This is a genomic window from Rhodoferax sp. GW821-FHT07F03, assembly GCF_059418745.1.
Map to the genome: position 1 here is coordinate 268,082 of NZ_JBWKQM010000002.1, position 17,828 is coordinate 285,909.

Consider the following 17,828-nt stretch of genomic DNA (forward strand, 5'->3'; position numbering starts at 1 on the left):
AAAAAATAGCTGCTTGCGCAGGTATTACCTGCGCTAGAGGCATATTTCTTATAAATTCTTCAACATCAGCTTTTGGCCGGTTCCAGCCAGGCACTAACCGCGCGCGGGTTCTCGGCGGCGAGACGCCAGGTGCTGGTGCTGGCCACGGATGGCAGGTTCAGCGTCAGGCGCAGCAGCCGCTTATCGCGGGCGACCAGGGCGGTGACCTGGCGTTGCTGGCCGGCATACAGCAGCAGGTCGTCCAGCTTGGACATGCGCCAGCCGCTGGTCTGTTGGCCCTGCGCCACTTCCACGCCCAGCCATTCGTCGCCGGCGGCGAAGCCGGCCAGCTCGGCCGCGCCACCGCGCAGCACCACCTTGACTTGCAGGCCCTGGCTTTCGGCCACGCGCAGGCCCAGGCGCTGGGCCAGTTGGGCCGGGTCTTCATGCACGGTGACGCCGTGGCCGGCCAGCAGGTCTTTCAGTGGCAGCTCGCCGGTGCCATGCACCCAGGCCTGGATTTCGGCATGAAAAGAGCGGCCGCCCAGCTTGGCCAGCACGGCAGCGAAGTCGGCTTCCGCCATGGGCCCGCCCTGGCAGCGCAGCCACAGGGCGCGCATCACGTCGTCCAACGTGGTTTGGCCCTCGCCGCGCAAGGTCAGGTCGAAGCACAGGGCGACCAGCGCGCCCTTGGTGTAGTAGCTGACGGTGGCGTTGGGTGTGTTTTCATCCTGCCGGTAGTACTTGACCCAGGCGTCCATGCTGGCGTCGGCCACCGACTGCACCAGCCGGCCCGGGGTTTGCTGCACCTGGTTGATGGTCTTGTTCAGCAGCTTGAGGTAGGCCGTGTTGTCCAGTAGGCCGGCGCGGCGCAGCAGCAGGTCGTCGTAGTAGCTGGTGAAGCCCTCAAAAAACCACAGCAACCGGGTGTACTGCTCGGCGTCAAATTGGTAGCGCGCGAATTCGACCGGGCGCAGGCGCTTGACGTTCCAGGTATGGAAGTACTCGTGGCTGATCAGGCCCAGCAGGGTGGTGTAGCCCTCGCTGCGTTTGGTGGGTGTGGTGGCCTTGGCTGGCTTTTTGGCATCTGCATCGCCCAGGCGCGGCAGATCGCGGCGGTTGCAGATCAGTACCGTGGAGTTGCGGTGCTCCAGCCCGCCGTAGCCGTCGTCCACTGCATTCAGCATGAACAGGTAGCTGGCGTACGGCGGCTTGCCGGCCTGTTTGTTGGCGTGCCAGAAGCGGATCTCGGTTTCGCAGATGGCCTTGGTGTCGGCCAGCAGGCGGGCGCCGTCGAAGGCGGGCGGCACGCCGGCCACCACAAAGCGGTGGGGTACGCCGCCGGCCTTGAATTCGCCGCTCCAGAACGTGCCCATTTCCACCGGGCAGTCCACCAGCTCGTCATAGCTGGCCGCGCGGTAGTGGCCGAAGCCGGCAGCGTCTACCGCCACGGCCTGCAAGCCGGTGGCTACGCTCCAGGATGTAGTGGCCGGACTGGTGGCCAGTTCCAGGCTGTGGGGAGCGTCTTCCTGGCCGTGCACGCGCAGGAACAGGCTGGTGCCGTTGAAGAAGCCGCGCGTGGCGTCCAGCCAGGCAGTGCGCACGGAGGCGTCGTTGGCATAGACCTCGCAGCTCAGCACCAAGGGCTTGGCGGGCGTGGCTGTGGCTTCCCAGGTGTTCTTGTCCAGTTGCAGCAGTGGCACGGCGCGTTTGCCCTGGCGGGCCTGCAGCAGTTGCAGGTTTTTGGAAAACTCCCGCACCAGATAGCTGCCTGGAATCCAGACCGGCAGCGACACCCGCTGCGTGGCGGCGGGCTGGGCGATGGTCAGCGTGACGCGGAACAGGTGGGCGTGGAGGTCGGCCACCTCCACGCGGTAAGAGACGGCGCTGAGTGCGCGGGATGCGGGTTGGGGCGTAGGCATGGAGTGAAGAATACCCCAGCCGCGGGCCGACCCGGGTTCAAGTCCCCGCAGCGCCCATCAAGCAGCTCAGCACGGCTGCGATGGTGGTGTGCAGGCGCAGCGGCAGCCAAGCGGCCAGGCCGGCTTCGGGCCAGGTTTTGTGGTCCACCACGCACCACACGGCCAGCAGTAGGCCCAGCAGCGGCAGGCCGGCGTAGGCGGGCATGATGATGGCGATCCAGCTCAAAAATGCGGGAATAGTGGCCAGTGCAATGTTCTTGCGCGGCGTGGGGGAGTCCATGTGCAGGCCGATGCCTCCGTGGATGCCGCCCAAAAAGGTGGCATGGGTGGCGGCCAGGCCGACCAGGGAGATGGCAATAAACGGGTGCAGGTTGTCTGGCACCAGCCAGATCAGGAGTGCGAGCAGCACATAGACCGCCATGCCAACGTAGGCGACGCGATGGACCAGAATTTCAGTGGAGTTTTTTTGCATGGGCGCGATTTTCCGGGCTTTGGCAGCCCTGCGCGCCAGCGAATGGCCCACTGTGTGTAAAACACCACGCCGCTGGTGGCGGCGGGTTTTGAGTTCCTGGTTTAGTTCTTGATTTTGGCCAGCTGGGCTTCGACCTGCTCGGACGGGATGGCGCCTGGGATGCGCGAGCCGTCAGCAAACAGCAGGGTGGGCGTGCCGGTGATGTGGTACTTTTTGCCGAACTCCACATTGCGCGCCAAGCCTGGGGCGTCGCAATTGGCCGGCGCAGCGGGCGGCAGCTGGCTGCGCACCATCCAGTCGGTCCAGGCTTTGCCCTTGTCCTTGGCGCACCAGATGTTGCGGGCCTTGTCGGTGGAGTCGGGGCTCAATATGGGGAACAGGTAGAGCGAGATGGTGACGTTATCCACCTTCTGCAGGTCTTTCTCGAAGCGTTTGCAGTAACCGCAGTTCGGGTCTTCAAACACGGCGATCTTGCGCTTGCCGTTGCCGCGCACGATGGTGAAAGCGTCCTTGCTGGGCAGGTCGTCAAAGTTCACCGCGCTGAGCTTTTCAATGCGCTCTTCGGTCAGGTTGCGGCGCAGCTTGGTGTCGATCAAATTGCCCTGGATCAGGAAGTTGCCGTCGGCATCGGTGTACATGATCTCGCTGCCGCCTACGCGCAGCTCGTACAGGCCGGGCATGGGGCTTTTGATGACCTCGTCGATCTTGGGCATCTGCGGAATGCGCTCGGCCAGATTTTTACGGATGGCGGCCTCCTGGGCCTGTGCGCCCAGGCAAGCGAGAGTGGCTGCCGTGGCGACTGCGAGTGTCAAAAATCTCATGGATATCTACCTAAACCGTAAAAAATGAACAGAGCGAGATGCTCTAGCCTTCCAAACCCATGGCCTGCCGCGCGACCCAGCTCTTCACCCAGCCGCTGCGTTCAAAGCCCTTCATCCCCCAGTTGCGCAGGCCCTGCCATGTCGCATCGTCGCGTGCAAACAGCTGCTGCAGCCCGTCCGTCGCACCGCCTACCGTCAGCAGCGCGGTCTTGCGTGCGCGCTCGTATTGGCGCAGAAGCTTGCTGTCGTCCACGCTACGCCAGTAGTCGCGGCCGTGCAGAATACGCGCCAGTTCGGCCACATCTCCCAGGCCCAGGTTCAAGCCTTGGCCAGCCAGGGGGTGCACCGTGTGCGCCGCGTCACCTGCTAATACCCATGCGCGCTGCTCCTTCTGCCCTACCCAGCGTGCCGCTTGCGCCTTGTGCAGCGGCCACGCGTTGCGCGGGCCATCCAGCGCGAGTGATCCCAGCGTGCCGTGGCTGGCGGCTTCCAGTGCCTGGGCAAACGCCTCGGGCGGCAAAGCCAGCAGTTCGGCTGCGCGTTCCTCTTGCACAGACCACACCACGGCCACAGAGTTCCCTGCATCGCCCTGCATCGGCAAAAAAGCCAGTATTTCACCCTGTACAAACCATTGGCGGGCGGTGCCACCGTGCGGTTTCTCACATACCAGGCGGGTGGCGATGGCGTGCTGTTGGTAGGCCATGCTGTCGAATGCCACGCCCAGTTCGGCCCGGGTTGCGCTGGCCTTGCCCTCGCAGACCACGGTCAGCTTGGCCTCGACCGGGTTGCCGACGACCTCGATCATGGGCTGGTAGCGCACGGCGTCAAACAGGCGGGCCTCCAGGGCCGGCACGTCCACGATCCAGGCCAGGGCGGGTACGCCTTGCTGCTCGGCGCTGAAGTGCACTTCGCCACCCTTGTCGCCCCAGACCTGCATGTTCTGCACGGCGGTGGCGTGCTGCGGCTCGGGCCAGCTGCGCAGGGATTCCAGCAGCCCGCGCGAGGCCGTGTTCAGCGCGTAGGCCCGCACGTCCTGGCTGGCAGTGGGGGCGACCGGTTCGGCCACCAGGGCCACGCGCAGGCGGTCGCGCGCCAGCAGCAGCGCCAAAGTGCGGCCAACGATGCCTGCGCCGCGGATACATATGTCGAAGGATTGGGCCATATCTGATAAGTCGGTACGGACGGGTCGCCCGGCGGGCAACAAGTCCAGTGCCGGGATTGTAGGAGGCGGGCACAATGCCTGGATTTGCCCAAGGAATTGCCCCATGGATGTGCAAGCCACCATCGCCCGCCTGTTTGTGTACCCGGTCAAATCCTGCGCTGGCGTGGAGTTGCCCGAGGCCACGCTGACCGAAACCGGCCTGGAATTCGACCGCGCTTGGATGGTAGTGGACGAGCAAGGCATTTTTGTGACCCAGCGCGAGCTGCCGCGCATGGCGCTGATTCAGCCCGAGCTGAAAAACTTAGAGATGGTTTTGCGTGCCCCCGGCATGCTGGCTCTGCACATTGCGCTAGATAAAGTAGAGCAGCCAACGCAGGTGACGGTGTGGAGCGACAGCGTGGCCGCCTTCGATATGGGCGATGTGGCCGCCCAGTGGTTCAGCGACTTTTTGAACACCGATGCCACAGGCCAGCGCGTGGCTGTGCCGCGCAAGCTGCGGCTGGTGCGCTTTGATCCCGAGCATCGTCGCTTGTCCAGCCTGAAATGGACCGGTGGCACCGAGGCGCTGAACCAGTTTTGCGACGGCTTTGCGGTGCTGGTCATCAGCGAGGCCGCGCTGGATGGCCTGAACCAGCGCCTGCTGGCCGCTGGCGAAGCTGCGGTGGGCATGCAGCGCTTTCGCCCGAACATCGTGCTGGCCGGCGTGGAGGCCCATGACGAAGATAGCCTGGACGAGCTGCACATCAGCACCTTCCAGGGCCTGGCCCGTTTGCGCATGGTCAAGCCCTGCCCGCGCTGCCCGATCCCGAACATCGACCCGGCCACCGCCACCAGCACCCCTGTAGTGGGCGACATGCTGCAAACCTACCGCCGCAACGAGGTGGTTGGCGGCGCCGTGGCCTTCGGCATGAACGCCATCGTGGTGGACGGCGTGGACATGGCGCTGCGCGTGGGGCAGAGCGCCACAGCTGACTACAAGTTTGAGTGATCTGCTTTTGCCATAGAAGCGGAGGTTCATAAGGATTGGACCGGCTGAGCCCTTGGGCGGCAGCCCGCGCTCGCCATTTAGCGGGTCATTACAATTGGCGGCTTCCCGCGTGACAAAACCAGCACAAAATTTTGCCGATTGGCGTGGTTTTGGTTGCGTCGCCAACCCTCTTTCGGCCCCTTCGTCTTGATGTGGGCCTGGCACCTCGAGATGCTCCACATGGGCCTTGAAGTGCTTGATTCCTAAGGATATTTCATGAGTTTGAAGTGCGGCATTGTGGGCCTGCCCAACGTCGGTAAATCGACCCTGTTCAACGCGTTGACCAAGGCGGGCATCGCCGCGGAAAACTATCCCTTCTGCACCATCGAGCCCAATGTGGGCGTGGTGGAAGTGCCTGATCCGCGCCTGCAGCAGCTGGCCGAGATCATCACGCCAGAGCGCATCGTGCCGGCGATTGTCGAGTTTGTGGACATCGCCGGCTTGGTGGCCGGTGCCAGCACCGGTGAAGGCCTGGGTAACAAATTCCTGGCGCACATCCGCGAAACCGACGCCATCGTCAACGTGGTGCGCTGCTTTGAAGACGACAACGTGATCCACGTGGCCGGCAAGGTCGACCCGATTGCCGATATTGAAGTGATCCAGACCGAGCTGTGCCTGGCCGACTTGACTGCGGTCGAGAAGGCACTGCACCGCGTGACCAAGACTGCACGTTCGGGCGACAAGGAGTCGATCAAGCTGGTGGCCATTCTGGAGAAGTGCCAGGCGGCGCTGGACCAGGGCAAGCCCGTGCGTACCATCGATTTCAGCAAGGAAGAGTTGCCCCTGCTGAAGCAGTTCTTCTTCATCACCGCCAAGCCTGCGATGTTCGTTGGCAACGTCAGCGAAGACGGTTTCGAGAACAACCCGTTTCTGGACCGCCTGAAGGCCTATGCTGCGACGCAGAACGCGCCTGTGGTGGCCATTTGCGCCAAGATTGAAGCCGAGTTGTCCGAGATGGACGATGCGGACCGCCTGGAGTTTTTGAAGGAACTGGGCCAGGACGAGCCGGGCTTGAACCGCCTGATCCGCTCCGCCTACTCGCTGCTGGGCCTGCAAACTTATTTCACCGCTGGTGTGAAGGAAGTGCGCGCCTGGACCATCCACGTGGGCGACACCGGCCCGCAGGCGGCTGGCGTGATCCACACCGATTTCGAGAAGGGTTACATCCGCGCCCAGACCATTGCGTTTGACGACTTCATCGTCAACAAGGGTGAGCAGGGCGCCAAGGATGCGGGCAAGATGCGCGCCGAAGGCAAGGACTACGTCGTCAAGGATGGCGACGTGATGAACTTCTTGTTCTCATCGTAATTCCATAAGCCTTTTAGCCTGCTTGCGCAGATAAACCCTGCGCAAGCAGCTATAAAAACGATAGTGTCTATGACCGAACCGGTTCGTCTTGCCAAACGCCTTGCCGAGCAGCTTGGCTGCTCTCGCCGCGAGGCAGAGCAGTACATCGAAGGCGGCTGGGTGCGTGTGGACGGGCAACTGGTGGAAGAGCCGATGTTCCGCGTGGCCGACCAGAAGATCGAGGTGGACCCGGATGCCAGCCTGCTAGCGCCTCCGAGTGTCACGCTGATCTTGCACAAGCCGGTGGGCTTCACTGCCGGTCTGGATGCCGGCCCTGGCCCCAAGGCACAGGCCGCACTGACTCTGTTAACCCGCGAGAGCCATGCACCCGATGACCGCTCCGGTATCCGTGTGCTTAAAAAACACTTTGCCCAATTGCGCCTGGCCTCCCCTATGGACAGCCGGGCCAGCGGTCTGGTGGTCTACACCCAGGATGGCCGTGTCTTGCGCAAGCTGGAGGAAGATGCGGACCTGATCGAGCACGAGTTGATTGTTGAAGTGGCCGGTGCCGTCACGCCCGGCATGCTGCGTACGATGTCTGAGCCGGTGCAGTACCACGAGCGACTGTTGACCCCCGCCAAGGTCAGCGTCAGCAGCAATACCGAAACCGAAACCCGGTTGCGTTTCGCGCTCAAGGGCGAGCGCCCGGGGCAGGTTGACTACCTGTGTGAAAGTGCCGGGCTGCGCATACTCAGCGTCAAGCGTATGCGTGTGGGTCGTGTGGCCATGACAGCGCTGGCTCCTGGCCAATGGCGCTACCTGGCGGCAGACGAGCGTTTCTGAGCGCTACCAGCTTAGGTGGGGAAACGCCCACACTACCGATCCTGTCATCACCAGATAGCGTAAAAACTTGCCCACTGCCATATAGCCCAGGCAAGGCCAGAACGGCAGTTTGAGCCAGCCGGCCACCGCACACAGCGGGTCACCCACCAGCGGCAGCCAGGCCAGCAGGCAGGCCTTGGGACCCAGACGTTCCAGCCAGCCCAGCACGCGAACGTGGTAGGCCGAATGCTGGTATTTGTCTGCCACTTTATGGGCGCCATAGCCCATCCACCAATCCACGGCACCGCCCAAGGTGTTGCCCAGCGTGGCGGTGAAAACCGCAGGCCAGAACAGGCCGGGGTTGAGGGAAACCAGTCCGATCACTGCCGGCTCGGAGCCCAGGGGCAGTAGCGTGGCGGAAATGAAGGACACCACAAACAGGGTGCTCAGGCCGAATTGCGGCAGTGCCAACAGGGTCAGCAGGTGTTCTATCCAGGCTTGCATGGAGCCAGTATAGGGTTGCGATGCAGGGTGCCCTGCGCAGATGGGATACGTATTTCACAATGTGATATTCGTCCACCGCTGCGCGAAACGACGTGCTGCTGCAGTGCAGCATTTATTTTCGGTCAGCGGTTTTTTGTTTCGCATTGCAAAAATCCATCGTAAGTCATTGATTTTTATGGTGTAAATATTTACTCTTATATAAGACATAAGAGTATCAAAAGTCTTGTAGAAGACTTAGAATTTTCCCACCGGCACCGCAGAACCCGCCGCTGGTGCAGACCCTGTTTCAATCAACCTCTGGAGTCTTTATGCCGCAATCCATCACCGAACAACTCAGCCGTGAACAACAAGCCGCCGCTCTGCAAAAAGACTGGGACACCAATCCCCGTTGGAAGGGCATCAAACGTGGCTACACCGCGGCCGAAGTCGTGCGTCTGCGCGGCTCCTTCCCCATCGAGCACACCCTGGCCCGCCGTGGCGCTGAAAAGCTCTGGGACTTGCTGCACACCGAAGCCTATGTGAACTGCCTGGGCGCGCTGACCGGTGGCCAGGCCATGCAGCAGGTGAAGGCCGGCGTGAAGGCCATCTACCTGTCCGGCTGGCAAGTGGCAGCCGACAACAACGGCTACGCCGCCATGTACCCTGACCAGTCGCTGTACCCCGTGGACTCGGTGCCGAAAGTGGTCGAGCGCATCAACAACACCTTCCGCCGTGCCGACGAGATCCAGCACTCCAAGGGCATTGATGCGGGCGACGCCGGCTACATCGACAACTTCGCGCCCATCGTGGCCGATGCCGAAGCCGGTTTCGGCGGCGTGCTGAACGCCTTCGAACTGATGAAGGCCATGATCAATTCCGGCGCGGCCGGCGTGCACTGGGAAGACCAGCTGGCATCCGTCAAGAAATGCGGCCACATGGGCGGCAAGGTGCTGGTGCCGACTGCCGAAGCCGTGCAAAAGCTGATCGCCGCCCGCATGGCCGCCGACGTCTGCGGCGTGCCGACCCTGGTGATTGCCCGCACCGATGCCGAAGCCGCCGACCTGCTGACCAGCGACTACGACGAGAACGACAAGCCCTTCATCACCGGTGAGCGCACCTCTGAAGGGTTCTACAAGACCAACAAGGGCATTGACCAGGCCATCAGCCGCGCGATCGCCTACGCCCACTACGCCGATCTGGTGTGGTGCGAAACCGGCACGCCCGACCTGGCCTTCGCCAAGAAGTTTGCCGACGCCGTTCACAAGGTGCACCCCGGCAAGATGCTGGCCTACAACTGCTCGCCGTCCTTCAACTGGAAGAAGAACCTGGACGATGCGACCATCGCCAAGTTCCAGCGTGAACTCGGCGCCATGGGCTACAAGTACCAGTTCATCACGCTGGCCGGCATCCACTCGATGTGGTTCAACATGTTCGACCTGGCACAAGACTATGTGAAGCGCGGCATGTCGGCCTATGTGGAAAAGGTGCAAGAGCCCGAGTTCGCTGCCCGCGACCGCGGCTACACCTTTGTGTCGCACCAGCAAGAGGTGGGCACCGGTTACTTCGACGAAGTCACCACCGTGATCCAGGGCGGCAAGTCCAGCGTGACGGCGCTGACCGGCTCTACCGAAGAAGAGCAGTTCCACTAATTCCTTGAAGGATGGAACGAAAAAGCCCGCAGCTGCGGGCTTTTTTCATGGGCAGGCCATTAGTCCCATAGTGGTGCCAGCCCGTCCGGGTTGGCCAGGCGCTCACCGCGATCGAGGCGGGCGATGGCGGCCATATCGTCGTCGCCCAGGCGCAGTGCCGCAGCGGCCAGATTGCTCTGCAGGTTATTCCGTTGTGTGGACGAAGGAATGACTCCCAGCCCGCGCTGCAAAGCCCAGGCCAGCACCACCTGCGCGGGTGTGGCGTTCAGGCGCTGCGCGATGGACAGCACGACCGGGTCAGCCAGTACCTTGCCGTAGGCCAGTGTCATGTACGAGGTCACGGCTATGCCCTGGCTTTGGGTGAAGTTCACCAGCCTGCCGTTTTGCAGATAAGGGTGGACTTCCACCTGGTTGGTGGCAATTGCGTCCGCGCCCACCGCAGCAATGGCCTGCTGCAGCAAGGCGATGTTGAAATTGGACACGCCGATCTGGCGCGTCAGGCCCTGGGCCTGGGCTTGCTGCAAGGCCTGCAGCGACTCCGCCACCGGCACCACACCGCCGGGTGAGGGCCAGTGGATCAGCGTCAGGTTCACATAGTCCAGGCGCAACTTGGTCAAGCTTTCTTGCAGACTGGGGATGAGCTTGGAGCCTGCCAGGTGGTCCGTCCAGATCTTGGTGGTGACGAACAGCTCGTGGCGCGGCACGCCGCTGTCCGCAATCACCTGGCCTACGGCGGCCTCGTTGCCATAGATCTGGGCGGTATCGATATGGCGGTAGCCCAGTTCCAGCGCAGTGCGCACCGAGGCGGTGGCGGTGTCGCCTTGCAGGCGGAAGGTGCCCACGCCGATCGGAGGGATAGTGTGTGTAGACATGGTTTTTCTTTCAAAACAGGGTTGCAGTGGGGGATCAATGCCCGCCAGCGATGGCGGCTCGGCGGGTTCTGGCAGGCGCGGGGTTGTGCTGGTCCAGTCGGCCGCTCCAGGCCGTCAGGCCCCAGGCCAGCAGAACGACTAAGGCGCCTATCCAGGGCGTGTGCATCAGGCCGATGCTGTCCACGATGCGGCCGCCACCCCATGCGCCGCCGGCAATGCCGAGGTTAAAGGCGGCGATGTTCAGGCCGGAGGCCACGTCTACGGCCCGGGGCGCAAAGCGTTCGGCCTGTTGCACCACATAGACCTGCAAGCCAGCCACATTGCCAAAAGCCACGGCACCCCAGGCCAGCACGGTCAGCACCATCAGGCTTTTGTGCGGGGCCGTCCAACTCAGCACCAGCAGCACTGCCGCCAGCAGCGCAAAAATCAGTTTCAATGCGCCCACCGGGCCCCGCTGGTCGGCCAGCTTGCCGCCCCAGATATTGCCTACCGCCACCGACACGCCGTAGGCCAGCATCACCAGGCCGACCGCGTTGGCTTCAAAGCCCGATACCTGCTGCAGCATGGGCGCCAGATAGGTGAAGGCAATGAACGAACCGCCATAGCCCACGGCCGTCATGGCGTAGACCAACAGCAGGCGCGGCTGGCGCAGCACGGTCAACTGTTGTAGCAAGGACGCGGGCTGGCTGCGCTGCAGCTTGGCTGGCAAAAAGGCCAGGCTGCCGATAAAAGCCACTACGCCGAGCGCGGCTACTGCCAGAAAGGTGGCCCGCCAACCAAAGTGCTGGCCGATGAAGGTGCCCAGCGGCACCCCCGTCACCAGGGCCACGGTGAGGCCGCTGAACATGGTGGCGATGGCGCTTGCGGCCTTCTCTTTGGGCACCAGGCTGGTGGCGATGGTGGAGGCGATAGAGAAAAACACTCCGTGCGCCAGGCCGGTGACCAGGCGCGCGAAGACCAGGCTGGTGTAACCCGGTGCCTGCCAGGCCAGCAAATTGCCCAGGGTGAACAGCAGCATCAGCGCCAGCACCAGGGTTTTGCGCGGCAGCTTGCCGGTTAGCGCAGTGAGCACCGGGGCGCCCACGGCGACCCCCAGCGCATACAGGCTGACCAGCAGGCCGGCGGATGGCAGGTTGACGCCCAGGTCGGCGGCCACCGTGGGGATCAGTCCCACGATGACGAACTCGGTCGTTCCGATGGCAAAGGCGCTGAGGGTCAGCGCAAGCAGGGCAAGAGGCATTAAATCCACTCCAAATGAGTCACAAGGCCTGCAGTGTCTGGTTTTTATTCTTGGAGAAAAAGCCGGTATCCAGCACAATATTCTTGATATAAAGTCAACAATGAAGACAAGTCTGGACGAACTACTGGCCTTTACCACCGTGGTGGACAGCCACTCCATCACCGCCGCAGCCGCGCAACTGGCGCAGACCACGTCGGGCATCAGCCGGGCGCTGGGTCGCCTGGAGCAGAAGCTGGGCACCACCTTGCTGCGCCGCACCACGCGCAAGCTGGAGTTGACGGAAGAGGGCCAGGTATTTCTGGCGCATGCGCGCGAGATCCTGGCGGCGGTGGACGCGGCTGAGGAGCAAATGCAGGCCCGCCGGCTGCAGCCCGCTGGCCTGCTGCGGGTGAATGCCGCCGCGCCGTTTGTTCTGCACGGCATCGTGCCCCTGGTGGCGGCTTTTCGCGCGCAATACCCGGACATCGCGCTGGAGTTGCACAGCAGCGACAACATCATCGACCTGCTGGAGCAGCGTACCGACGTGGCCATTCGCATCGGCACGCTGCGCGACTCCAGCCTGCATGCCCGGCCCCTGGCGCAGTACCCGTTGCGCGTGCTGGCCAGCCCGGCTTACCTGAAAGCCCAGGGCCGGCCGAAAACCGTGGACGATCTGCGCCGACACAGCCTGCTGGGCTTCACCCAGCCCGAGAGCCTGAACCTCTGGCCGCTACGCCACGCCGACGGCGATGGTTTTGCCGTGCAGCCGGTGGTCAAGGCATCCAGCGGCGAGACCCTGCGGCACCTGGCGCTGGCCGGTGCCGGCATCGTCTGCCTGTCGGACTTCATGACGTCGCAGGACCGGGCCCGGGGGGACTTGGTGCAGGTGCTGCCGCGCGACACCTTGGAAGTGCGTCAGCCCATCCACGCTGTGTACTACCGCAATACCGCGCTGGCTTCGCGCATTCGCTGTTTTGTGGACTTCATGGCCGAGCGCATGGCCGCCGTTTAACCTGGCAGGCGCAGACCGGTGCCCGGGCCGTCCTCGGGCGTGCGCTGCAACACGCGCTCCACTAGCACCTCGGCCGTGCCCAGGGCCAGCAGGCCTATTTCCGCGGCAGCGGCTTGGCTCAGGTCGATGACCCGGTGGGTCAGGATGTGCGGCCCCCGGTCATTGATGCGCACCACCACGCTTTTACCGGTGCGCAGCAGCGTCACCCGGGCGTAGCTGAACAGGGGCAGGGTGCGGTGCGCGGCGGTCAGTTCATTGGACTTGAAAATCTCGCCCGAGGCGGTGCGCCGACCATGGAATCGCCGCCCATACCAGCTGGCCACGCCACGCTGGGCCGCGCCCTGGCCCAGGTCGCCGGACCAGAAGTCGTTGGCGGGCGCACTCTCCGAGTTGGGGGGCGCTGCATCGGCGTTGTGGTCTTCGGCCGGGATGGTTTGCGCCCAGGTGCCGGCGGCCCCCATCCCGGTCAGAGAGAGCAGCAGGGCCTGGAGTGCAAGACGCTTCTTAAACATCGCGGCATGTTACTTGGCTGGCCACTGTCGCCAAGGTGACGCATTTTGATTGCTGAAATTTTGAGCAGCTAGAATAGCGATCCCCCCGATTTTTCCTTGGCGCCTCACCGGCGCGTTGACCTATTCCCATGCACATTGGCCCGTACGCTTTGGCGAATCGCTTGTTTGTTGCGCCCATGGCTGGCGTGACCGACAGGCCGTTTCGTCGCCTGTGTAAAGCGCTAGGCGCGGGTTACGCGGTCAGCGAAATGGTGACCTCGCGGCGCGACTTGTGGAACACGCTGAAGACCTCACGCCGCGCCAACCACGACGGCGAGGTAGCGCCGATTGCCGTGCAGATCGCCGGCACCGATGCAGCCATGATGGCCGAGGCGGCGGCCTACAACGTGGCCAACGGCGCCCAGATCATCGACATCAACATGGGCTGCCCGGCCAAGAAGGTGTGCAACAAATGGGCTGGCTCGGCATTGATGCAGGACGAACCCCTGGCCCTGGCCATCGTGGAGGCTGTGGTCGCCGCCTGCGCGCCACACGGTGTGCCGGTCACGTTGAAGATGCGCACCGGCTGGAGCCAGGACAACAAGAACGCCGTGGCCTTGGCGCGCCAGTTCGAGCAGGCTGGCGTGCAGATGCTGACCGTGCACGGCCGTACCCGCGAGCAGGGCTACAAAGGCCATGCCGAATACGACACCATTGCCGCCGTCAAAGCCGCGGTGCGCGTGCCGGTGGTGGCCAATGGCGACCTGACCACCCCGGAGAAAGTGCGCGACGTGTTGGCCTATACCGGTGCCGACGCAGCCATGATCGGCCGTGCCGCCCAGGGCCGGCCCTGGATCTTCCGCGAGGTGGCGTATTTCCTGGAAACCGGCACGCACCTGGCACCGCCGCTGGTGGCCGAAGTCCAGCGCCTGCTGCTGGAGCACCTGGAAGACCACTACAGTCTGTACGGCGACTTCAGCGGCGTACGCACCGCGCGCAAGCACATCGGCTGGTATGTCAAAGACCTGCCGGGGGGCGAGGCCTTCCGCGCCCGCATGAACCTGCTGGAAGAGCCGCAGCTGCAGCTGGCCGCGGTGGACGCATTCTTTTCCGGGCTTGCCGCCACCATGGACCGCATGCCCGAAGCCGCCGACCCCAGCACCCAAGAAACAAGACCGCATCTGGAGAGCACCGAGTGAGCCAAAAAAGTATCGATGAATGTGTAAGAGCCAGTTTGGCCGGCTACTTCAAGGACCTGGACGGTATCGAGCCCGCAGGCATGTACGACATGATGGTCCGGGTGGTGGAAAAACCCCTGCTCGAAGTGGTCATGGCCCAGGCCGACAACAACCAGTCCCGCGCGGCCGCCTGGCTGGGCCTGAACCGCAACACCCTGCGCAAGAAGCTGCTGGAACACCGCCTGGTGGAATAAGTTCGCGCCTGCGTCCCCCTTTTTATTTTGACTCCCTGACCTGTAGAACCCCATGAACGCACTACTCTCCGTCTCTGATAAAACCGGTGTCCTGGAACTGGCCCGCTCCCTCCACGCCCTGGGCTATGGCCTGCTGTCCACCGGCGGTACCGCCAAGCTGCTGGCCGACAACGGCCTGCCCGTCACCGAGGTGGCCGACCACACCGGTTTTCCCGAGATGCTGGACGGCCGCGTCAAGACCCTGCACCCCAAGGTGCACGGCGGCCTGCTGGCACGCCGCGATTTTCCCGAGCACATGGCGGCTCTGAAGACGCACGACATCGCCACTATCGACCTGCTGGTGGTGAACCTGTACCCGTTTGAAGCCACCGTGGCCAAGCCCGGCTGCACGCTGGAAGACGCGATCGAAAACATCGACATCGGCGGCCCAGCCATGGTGCGCAGCGCCGCCAAGAACTGGAAAGACGTGGCCGTGCTGACCGACGCCAGCCAGTACGACGGCGTGGTGGCCGAGCTGAAGGCCACCGGCTCCGTCAGCCAGAAGACCAAGTTCGCCCTGTCGGTGGCCGCGTTCAACCGCATCAGCCAGTATGACGGCGCCATCAGCGACTACCTGTCCAGCATCCAGGAAGACGGCAGCCACGCCCAGTTCCCCGCGCAAACCAACGGCCGCTTCGTGAAGCTGCAAGACCTGCGCTACGGCGAGAACCCACACCAGCAAGCCGCTTTCTACCGCGACCTGCACCCCGCCCCCGGCTCCCTGGTCACCGCCAAGCAGCTGCAAGGCAAAGAGCTGAGCTACAACAACATCGCCGACGCCGACGCGGCCTGGGAATGTGTGAAGAGCTTCGACGTGCCAGCCTGCGTGATCGTCAAGCACGCCAACCCCTGCGGCGTGGCCGTGGGCGCGAACGGCCTGGAAGCCTATAGCAAGGCCTTCCAGACCGACCCTACCTCCGCTTTTGGCGGCATTATTGCCCTCAACCGCACATTGGATAAGGACACTGCGCTACAGATTTCGAAGCAGTTCGTCGAAGTGCTGATGGCACCCGGCTACACCGCCGAGGCGCTGGAAGTGTTCAAGGCCAAGGCCAACGTCCGTATCCTGGAAATCGCTTTGCCCACCGGCGGTGCGACTGCCTGGGAAAAAGGCCAGAACGCGATGGACATCAAGCGCATCGGCTCCGGCCTGCTGATGCAGACCGCCGACAACCACGAGCTGGCGCTGGCCGACCTGAAAGTCGTCACCACCGTGCAGCCCACGCAGCAGCAACTGCAAGACCTGTTGTTCGCCTGGAAGGTGGCCAAGTTCGTCAAGAGCAATGCCATTGTCTTCTGCAAGGACGGCATGACCATGGGTGTGGGTGCCGGCCAGATGAGCCGCCTGGACTCGGCACGCATCGCCAGCATCAAGGCTGGCCACGCGAATCTGAGCCTGGCCGGTACGGCCGTGGCCAGCGATGCCTTCTTCCCGTTCCGTGATGGGCTGGACGTGGTGGTAGACGCGGGCGCGACCTGCGTGATCCAGCCCGGCGGTTCGATGCGTGACGATGAAGTCATTGCCGCCGCCAACGAGCGCGGTGTGGCCATGGTGTTCAGCGGCGTGCGCCACTTCCGCCACTAAGACCATGCGCACCAGCGCCGTGTTTGCCGCTGCGCTGTTCTGCGCTAGCGGCTGGGCGGCGGTGCCACCGCAGGAGCTGGCCCAGCAGTCCGGCTGCATGTCCTGCCACGGCCTGGTGCACAAGCAGGTGGGGCCGGGCTTTGCCCAGGTGGCCGCCCGCTACCAGGGCGATGCGGAAGCACCGGCCCGGCTGGCCGCCAAAATACGCAGCGGTGGCGTAGGTGCCTGGGGGCGGCTGCTGATGCCGAGGCAAACCCAGGTGTCGGAGGCCGACGCGCAGGCCCTGGCGCGCTGGGTCCTGTCCCAGCCACCAGTGCCCTGATTTAGCTGCGCGCCACGATGAATAGGCGCGGAAAGGGCAGCAGCACCGTGCCGTCTGCCAGCGCCGGGTAGGCCTGGGCAATGGCTGCCTGGTAGCTTTCCAGAAACGCCGTTTGCTGTGCCGCGTCCAGCAGCGCCAAGTAGGGCCGCAGCGCCGATCCCTTGAACCATTCCACCACCGCCTGGACACCGCCCGCCAGTGGGTGAAAGTAGGTGGTGCGCCACACATCCAGATGGCTGCAATGCGGCCGTAGCAGGGCGTAATACCACTCTGCGCTATGCCGTGGCGGGTGCTGCACGGCGCCTATCTGCGCGGCCCAGGGTCCTTGGGTGGCCAGCTTGCGCGCCAAGCGATGGGCGGGTTCTTCCTGGTTGTCCGGTGTCTGTATGGCCAGGCTGCCGCCGGGTGCCAATGTGCCGACCAGGCGTGGGTAGAGCGTGGCATGGTCAGGCAGCCACTGTAGCGATGCATTGGCCAGCAGCACGTCCGGCGGCTGGGCTGGTTGCCAGGTCTGGATGTCGGCCAGCGCAAACTGCAGCGCGGGCAGGCGCTGGCGCGCCGCGGCAACCATATCGTCCGAGCTGTCCAGCCCGGTGACGCTGGCATTGGGAAAACGGTGGGCCAGCACCTCGGTGGAGTTGCCCGGGCCGCAGCCCAGGTCCACGGCGTGGTGCACTTCCTGCTCCGGCAGGGCGGCCACCAGGTCGCGTACCGGGCGCGTGCGCTCCGCTTCAAACGTGGAGTATTGTTGGGCCGACCAGTGCATGCCAAGCTCCTTTGTGGGTTAATGCCCTCTTTTTAACAGGAGATGTGCATGTCGGATTTCGTCGTTGTTGCTTTGGCCCAGGCCAAGCCGGGTTATGAGGCTGCCCTGGTGGCCGCGCAGGCCGCGCTGGTATTGGAGGCGCGCAAGCAGCCCGGCTGCATCGTCTACGAGCTGCACGAGGACGACAGCCAGCCCGGCAAGGTGGTGTTCTTTGAGCGCTGGCGGGACCGCGCCGCCTGGCAAAACCACATCACCGGCCCGCATATCGAGGCCTTCAAGGCCCAGGCTGGCGACTGGGTGGCGCATTCTGAATTGCTGCAGATGCACCAGGTGGCCTAGGCTCACCCCCAGGCTACGCACTGCGTGTCTTCGCCAACCCCCTTGCAGGGGGCAAACCCTATGGCTCGGCAAAGCCGGTTCCATGGGTTCCTGGTGTGAAAGGACCGGCTTATCTGCGTAGGCAGCT

The 17,828-nt window shown here is 63.7% G+C and carries 19 protein-coding genes; 10 read left to right on the forward strand and 9 right to left on the reverse strand.

Going from position 1 to position 17,828, the window contains the following annotated elements:
• Window positions 1–65: 65 nt before the first annotated feature.
• The 4 genes from AC07R0_RS03885 to AC07R0_RS03900 form a co-directional block, all read right to left on the reverse strand.
• Complete coding sequence (locus AC07R0_RS03885) at window positions 66–1,901, reverse strand: M61 family metallopeptidase (RefSeq protein ID WP_495103861.1); 1,836 nt, start codon at window positions 1,899–1,901, stop codon at window positions 66–68.
• A gap of 37 nt (window positions 1,902–1,938) precedes the next feature.
• Window positions 1,939–2,373, reverse strand: coding sequence for a DUF3429 family protein (locus tag AC07R0_RS03890; protein ID WP_495073821.1), 435 nt, complete (start codon window positions 2,371–2,373; stop codon window positions 1,939–1,941).
• A gap of 101 nt (window positions 2,374–2,474) precedes the next feature.
• Complete coding sequence (locus AC07R0_RS03895) at window positions 2,475–3,194, reverse strand: DsbC family protein (protein ID WP_495073820.1); 720 nt, start codon at window positions 3,192–3,194, stop codon at window positions 2,475–2,477.
• 43 nt (window positions 3,195–3,237) lie between these two features.
• On the reverse strand, window positions 3,238–4,356 hold the full coding sequence (locus AC07R0_RS03900) for an FAD-dependent monooxygenase (RefSeq protein ID WP_495103862.1): 1,119 nt from the start codon (window positions 4,354–4,356) through the stop codon (window positions 3,238–3,240).
• A 103-nt stretch (window positions 4,357–4,459) separates the two neighbouring features.
• Here AC07R0_RS03900 and AC07R0_RS03905 point away from each other — a divergent pair, with 103 nt between their 5' ends.
• The 3 genes from AC07R0_RS03905 (at window position 4,460) to AC07R0_RS03915 (ending at window position 7,513) form a co-directional block, all read left to right on the forward strand.
• Window positions 4,460–5,344, forward strand: a complete 885-nt coding sequence (locus tag AC07R0_RS03905; protein WP_495103863.1) for an MOSC domain-containing protein — start codon at window positions 4,460–4,462, stop codon at window positions 5,342–5,344.
• 255 nt (window positions 5,345–5,599) lie between these two features.
• The gene (gene ychF, locus AC07R0_RS03910; protein ID WP_495103864.1) at window positions 5,600–6,691 is read left to right on the forward strand and encodes a redox-regulated ATPase YchF; all 1,092 of its coding nucleotides are present in this window, start codon (window positions 5,600–5,602) and stop codon (window positions 6,689–6,691) included.
• Between the two features lie 69 nt (window positions 6,692–6,760).
• Complete coding sequence (locus tag AC07R0_RS03915; protein WP_495103865.1) at window positions 6,761–7,513, forward strand: RNA pseudouridine synthase; 753 nt, start codon at window positions 6,761–6,763, stop codon at window positions 7,511–7,513.
• A gap of 3 nt (window positions 7,514–7,516) precedes the next feature.
• Here AC07R0_RS03915 and AC07R0_RS03920 read toward each other — a convergent pair whose 3' ends face one another.
• Entirely contained in the window at window positions 7,517–7,996 is a 480-nt protein-coding gene (locus AC07R0_RS03920) for a YqaA family protein (RefSeq protein ID WP_495073815.1), read from the reverse strand.
• Between the two features lie 308 nt (window positions 7,997–8,304).
• Here AC07R0_RS03920 and aceA point away from each other — a divergent pair, with 308 nt between their 5' ends.
• The gene (gene aceA / locus AC07R0_RS03925; protein WP_495073814.1) at window positions 8,305–9,624 is read left to right on the forward strand and encodes an isocitrate lyase; all 1,320 of its coding nucleotides are present in this window, start codon (window positions 8,305–8,307) and stop codon (window positions 9,622–9,624) included.
• A 59-nt stretch (window positions 9,625–9,683) separates the two neighbouring features.
• On the opposite strand, the gene dkgB is transcribed toward aceA, so the two are convergent.
• Together dkgB and AC07R0_RS03935 are read right to left on the reverse strand one after the other, a co-directional pair.
• A complete protein-coding gene (gene dkgB / locus AC07R0_RS03930; protein ID WP_495103866.1) occupies window positions 9,684–10,496 on the reverse strand; it encodes a 2,5-didehydrogluconate reductase DkgB in 813 nt (270 codons plus the stop codon).
• A gap of 34 nt (window positions 10,497–10,530) precedes the next feature.
• The gene (locus AC07R0_RS03935; protein ID WP_495103867.1) at window positions 10,531–11,736 is read right to left on the reverse strand and encodes an MFS transporter; all 1,206 of its coding nucleotides are present in this window, start codon (window positions 11,734–11,736) and stop codon (window positions 10,531–10,533) included.
• A gap of 100 nt (window positions 11,737–11,836) precedes the next feature.
• Between AC07R0_RS03935 and AC07R0_RS03940 the strand changes: the two genes are divergently transcribed.
• Window positions 11,837–12,727: a LysR substrate-binding domain-containing protein gene (locus AC07R0_RS03940; RefSeq protein ID WP_495103868.1), complete on the forward strand. Its 891-nt coding sequence runs from the start codon at window positions 11,837–11,839 to the stop codon at window positions 12,725–12,727.
• On the opposite strand, the gene AC07R0_RS03945 is transcribed toward AC07R0_RS03940, so the two are convergent.
• Window positions 12,724–13,239 (reverse strand): septal ring lytic transglycosylase RlpA family protein, encoded by a 516-nt coding sequence (locus AC07R0_RS03945; protein ID WP_495103869.1) that lies wholly within the window; start codon window positions 13,237–13,239, stop codon window positions 12,724–12,726. The genes AC07R0_RS03940 and AC07R0_RS03945 overlap by 4 nt on opposite strands.
• 128 nt (window positions 13,240–13,367) lie before the next feature.
• Here AC07R0_RS03945 and dusB point away from each other — a divergent pair, with 128 nt between their 5' ends.
• From dusB to AC07R0_RS03965, 4 genes are read left to right on the forward strand one after another with little or no spacing between them, the layout of a single operon-like run.
• On the forward strand, window positions 13,368–14,417 hold the full coding sequence (gene dusB / locus AC07R0_RS03950) for a tRNA dihydrouridine synthase DusB (protein WP_495103870.1): 1,050 nt from the start codon (window positions 13,368–13,370) through the stop codon (window positions 14,415–14,417).
• Window positions 14,414–14,650: a Fis family transcriptional regulator gene (locus AC07R0_RS03955; RefSeq protein WP_490590869.1), complete on the forward strand. Its 237-nt coding sequence runs from the start codon at window positions 14,414–14,416 to the stop codon at window positions 14,648–14,650. The genes dusB and AC07R0_RS03955 overlap by 4 nt, the downstream gene beginning before the upstream one ends.
• 52 nt (window positions 14,651–14,702) lie before the next feature.
• On the forward strand, window positions 14,703–16,274 hold the full coding sequence (gene purH / locus AC07R0_RS03960; protein ID WP_495103871.1) for a bifunctional phosphoribosylaminoimidazolecarboxamide formyltransferase/IMP cyclohydrolase: 1,572 nt from the start codon (window positions 14,703–14,705) through the stop codon (window positions 16,272–16,274).
• A 4-nt stretch (window positions 16,275–16,278) separates the two neighbouring features.
• Window positions 16,279–16,596, forward strand: a complete 318-nt coding sequence (locus AC07R0_RS03965; RefSeq protein WP_495103872.1) for a c-type cytochrome — start codon at window positions 16,279–16,281, stop codon at window positions 16,594–16,596.
• Between the two features lies 1 nt (window position 16,597).
• On the opposite strand, the gene tam is transcribed toward AC07R0_RS03965, so the two are convergent.
• On the reverse strand, window positions 16,598–17,362 hold the full coding sequence (gene tam / locus AC07R0_RS03970; RefSeq protein ID WP_495103873.1) for a trans-aconitate 2-methyltransferase: 765 nt from the start codon (window positions 17,360–17,362) through the stop codon (window positions 16,598–16,600).
• A 48-nt stretch (window positions 17,363–17,410) separates the two neighbouring features.
• Between tam and AC07R0_RS03975 the strand changes: the two genes are divergently transcribed.
• Window positions 17,411–17,701, forward strand: coding sequence for a putative quinol monooxygenase (locus tag AC07R0_RS03975; RefSeq protein WP_495097070.1), 291 nt, complete (start codon window positions 17,411–17,413; stop codon window positions 17,699–17,701).
• The last annotated feature ends 127 nt before the right edge of the window (window positions 17,702–17,828 follow it).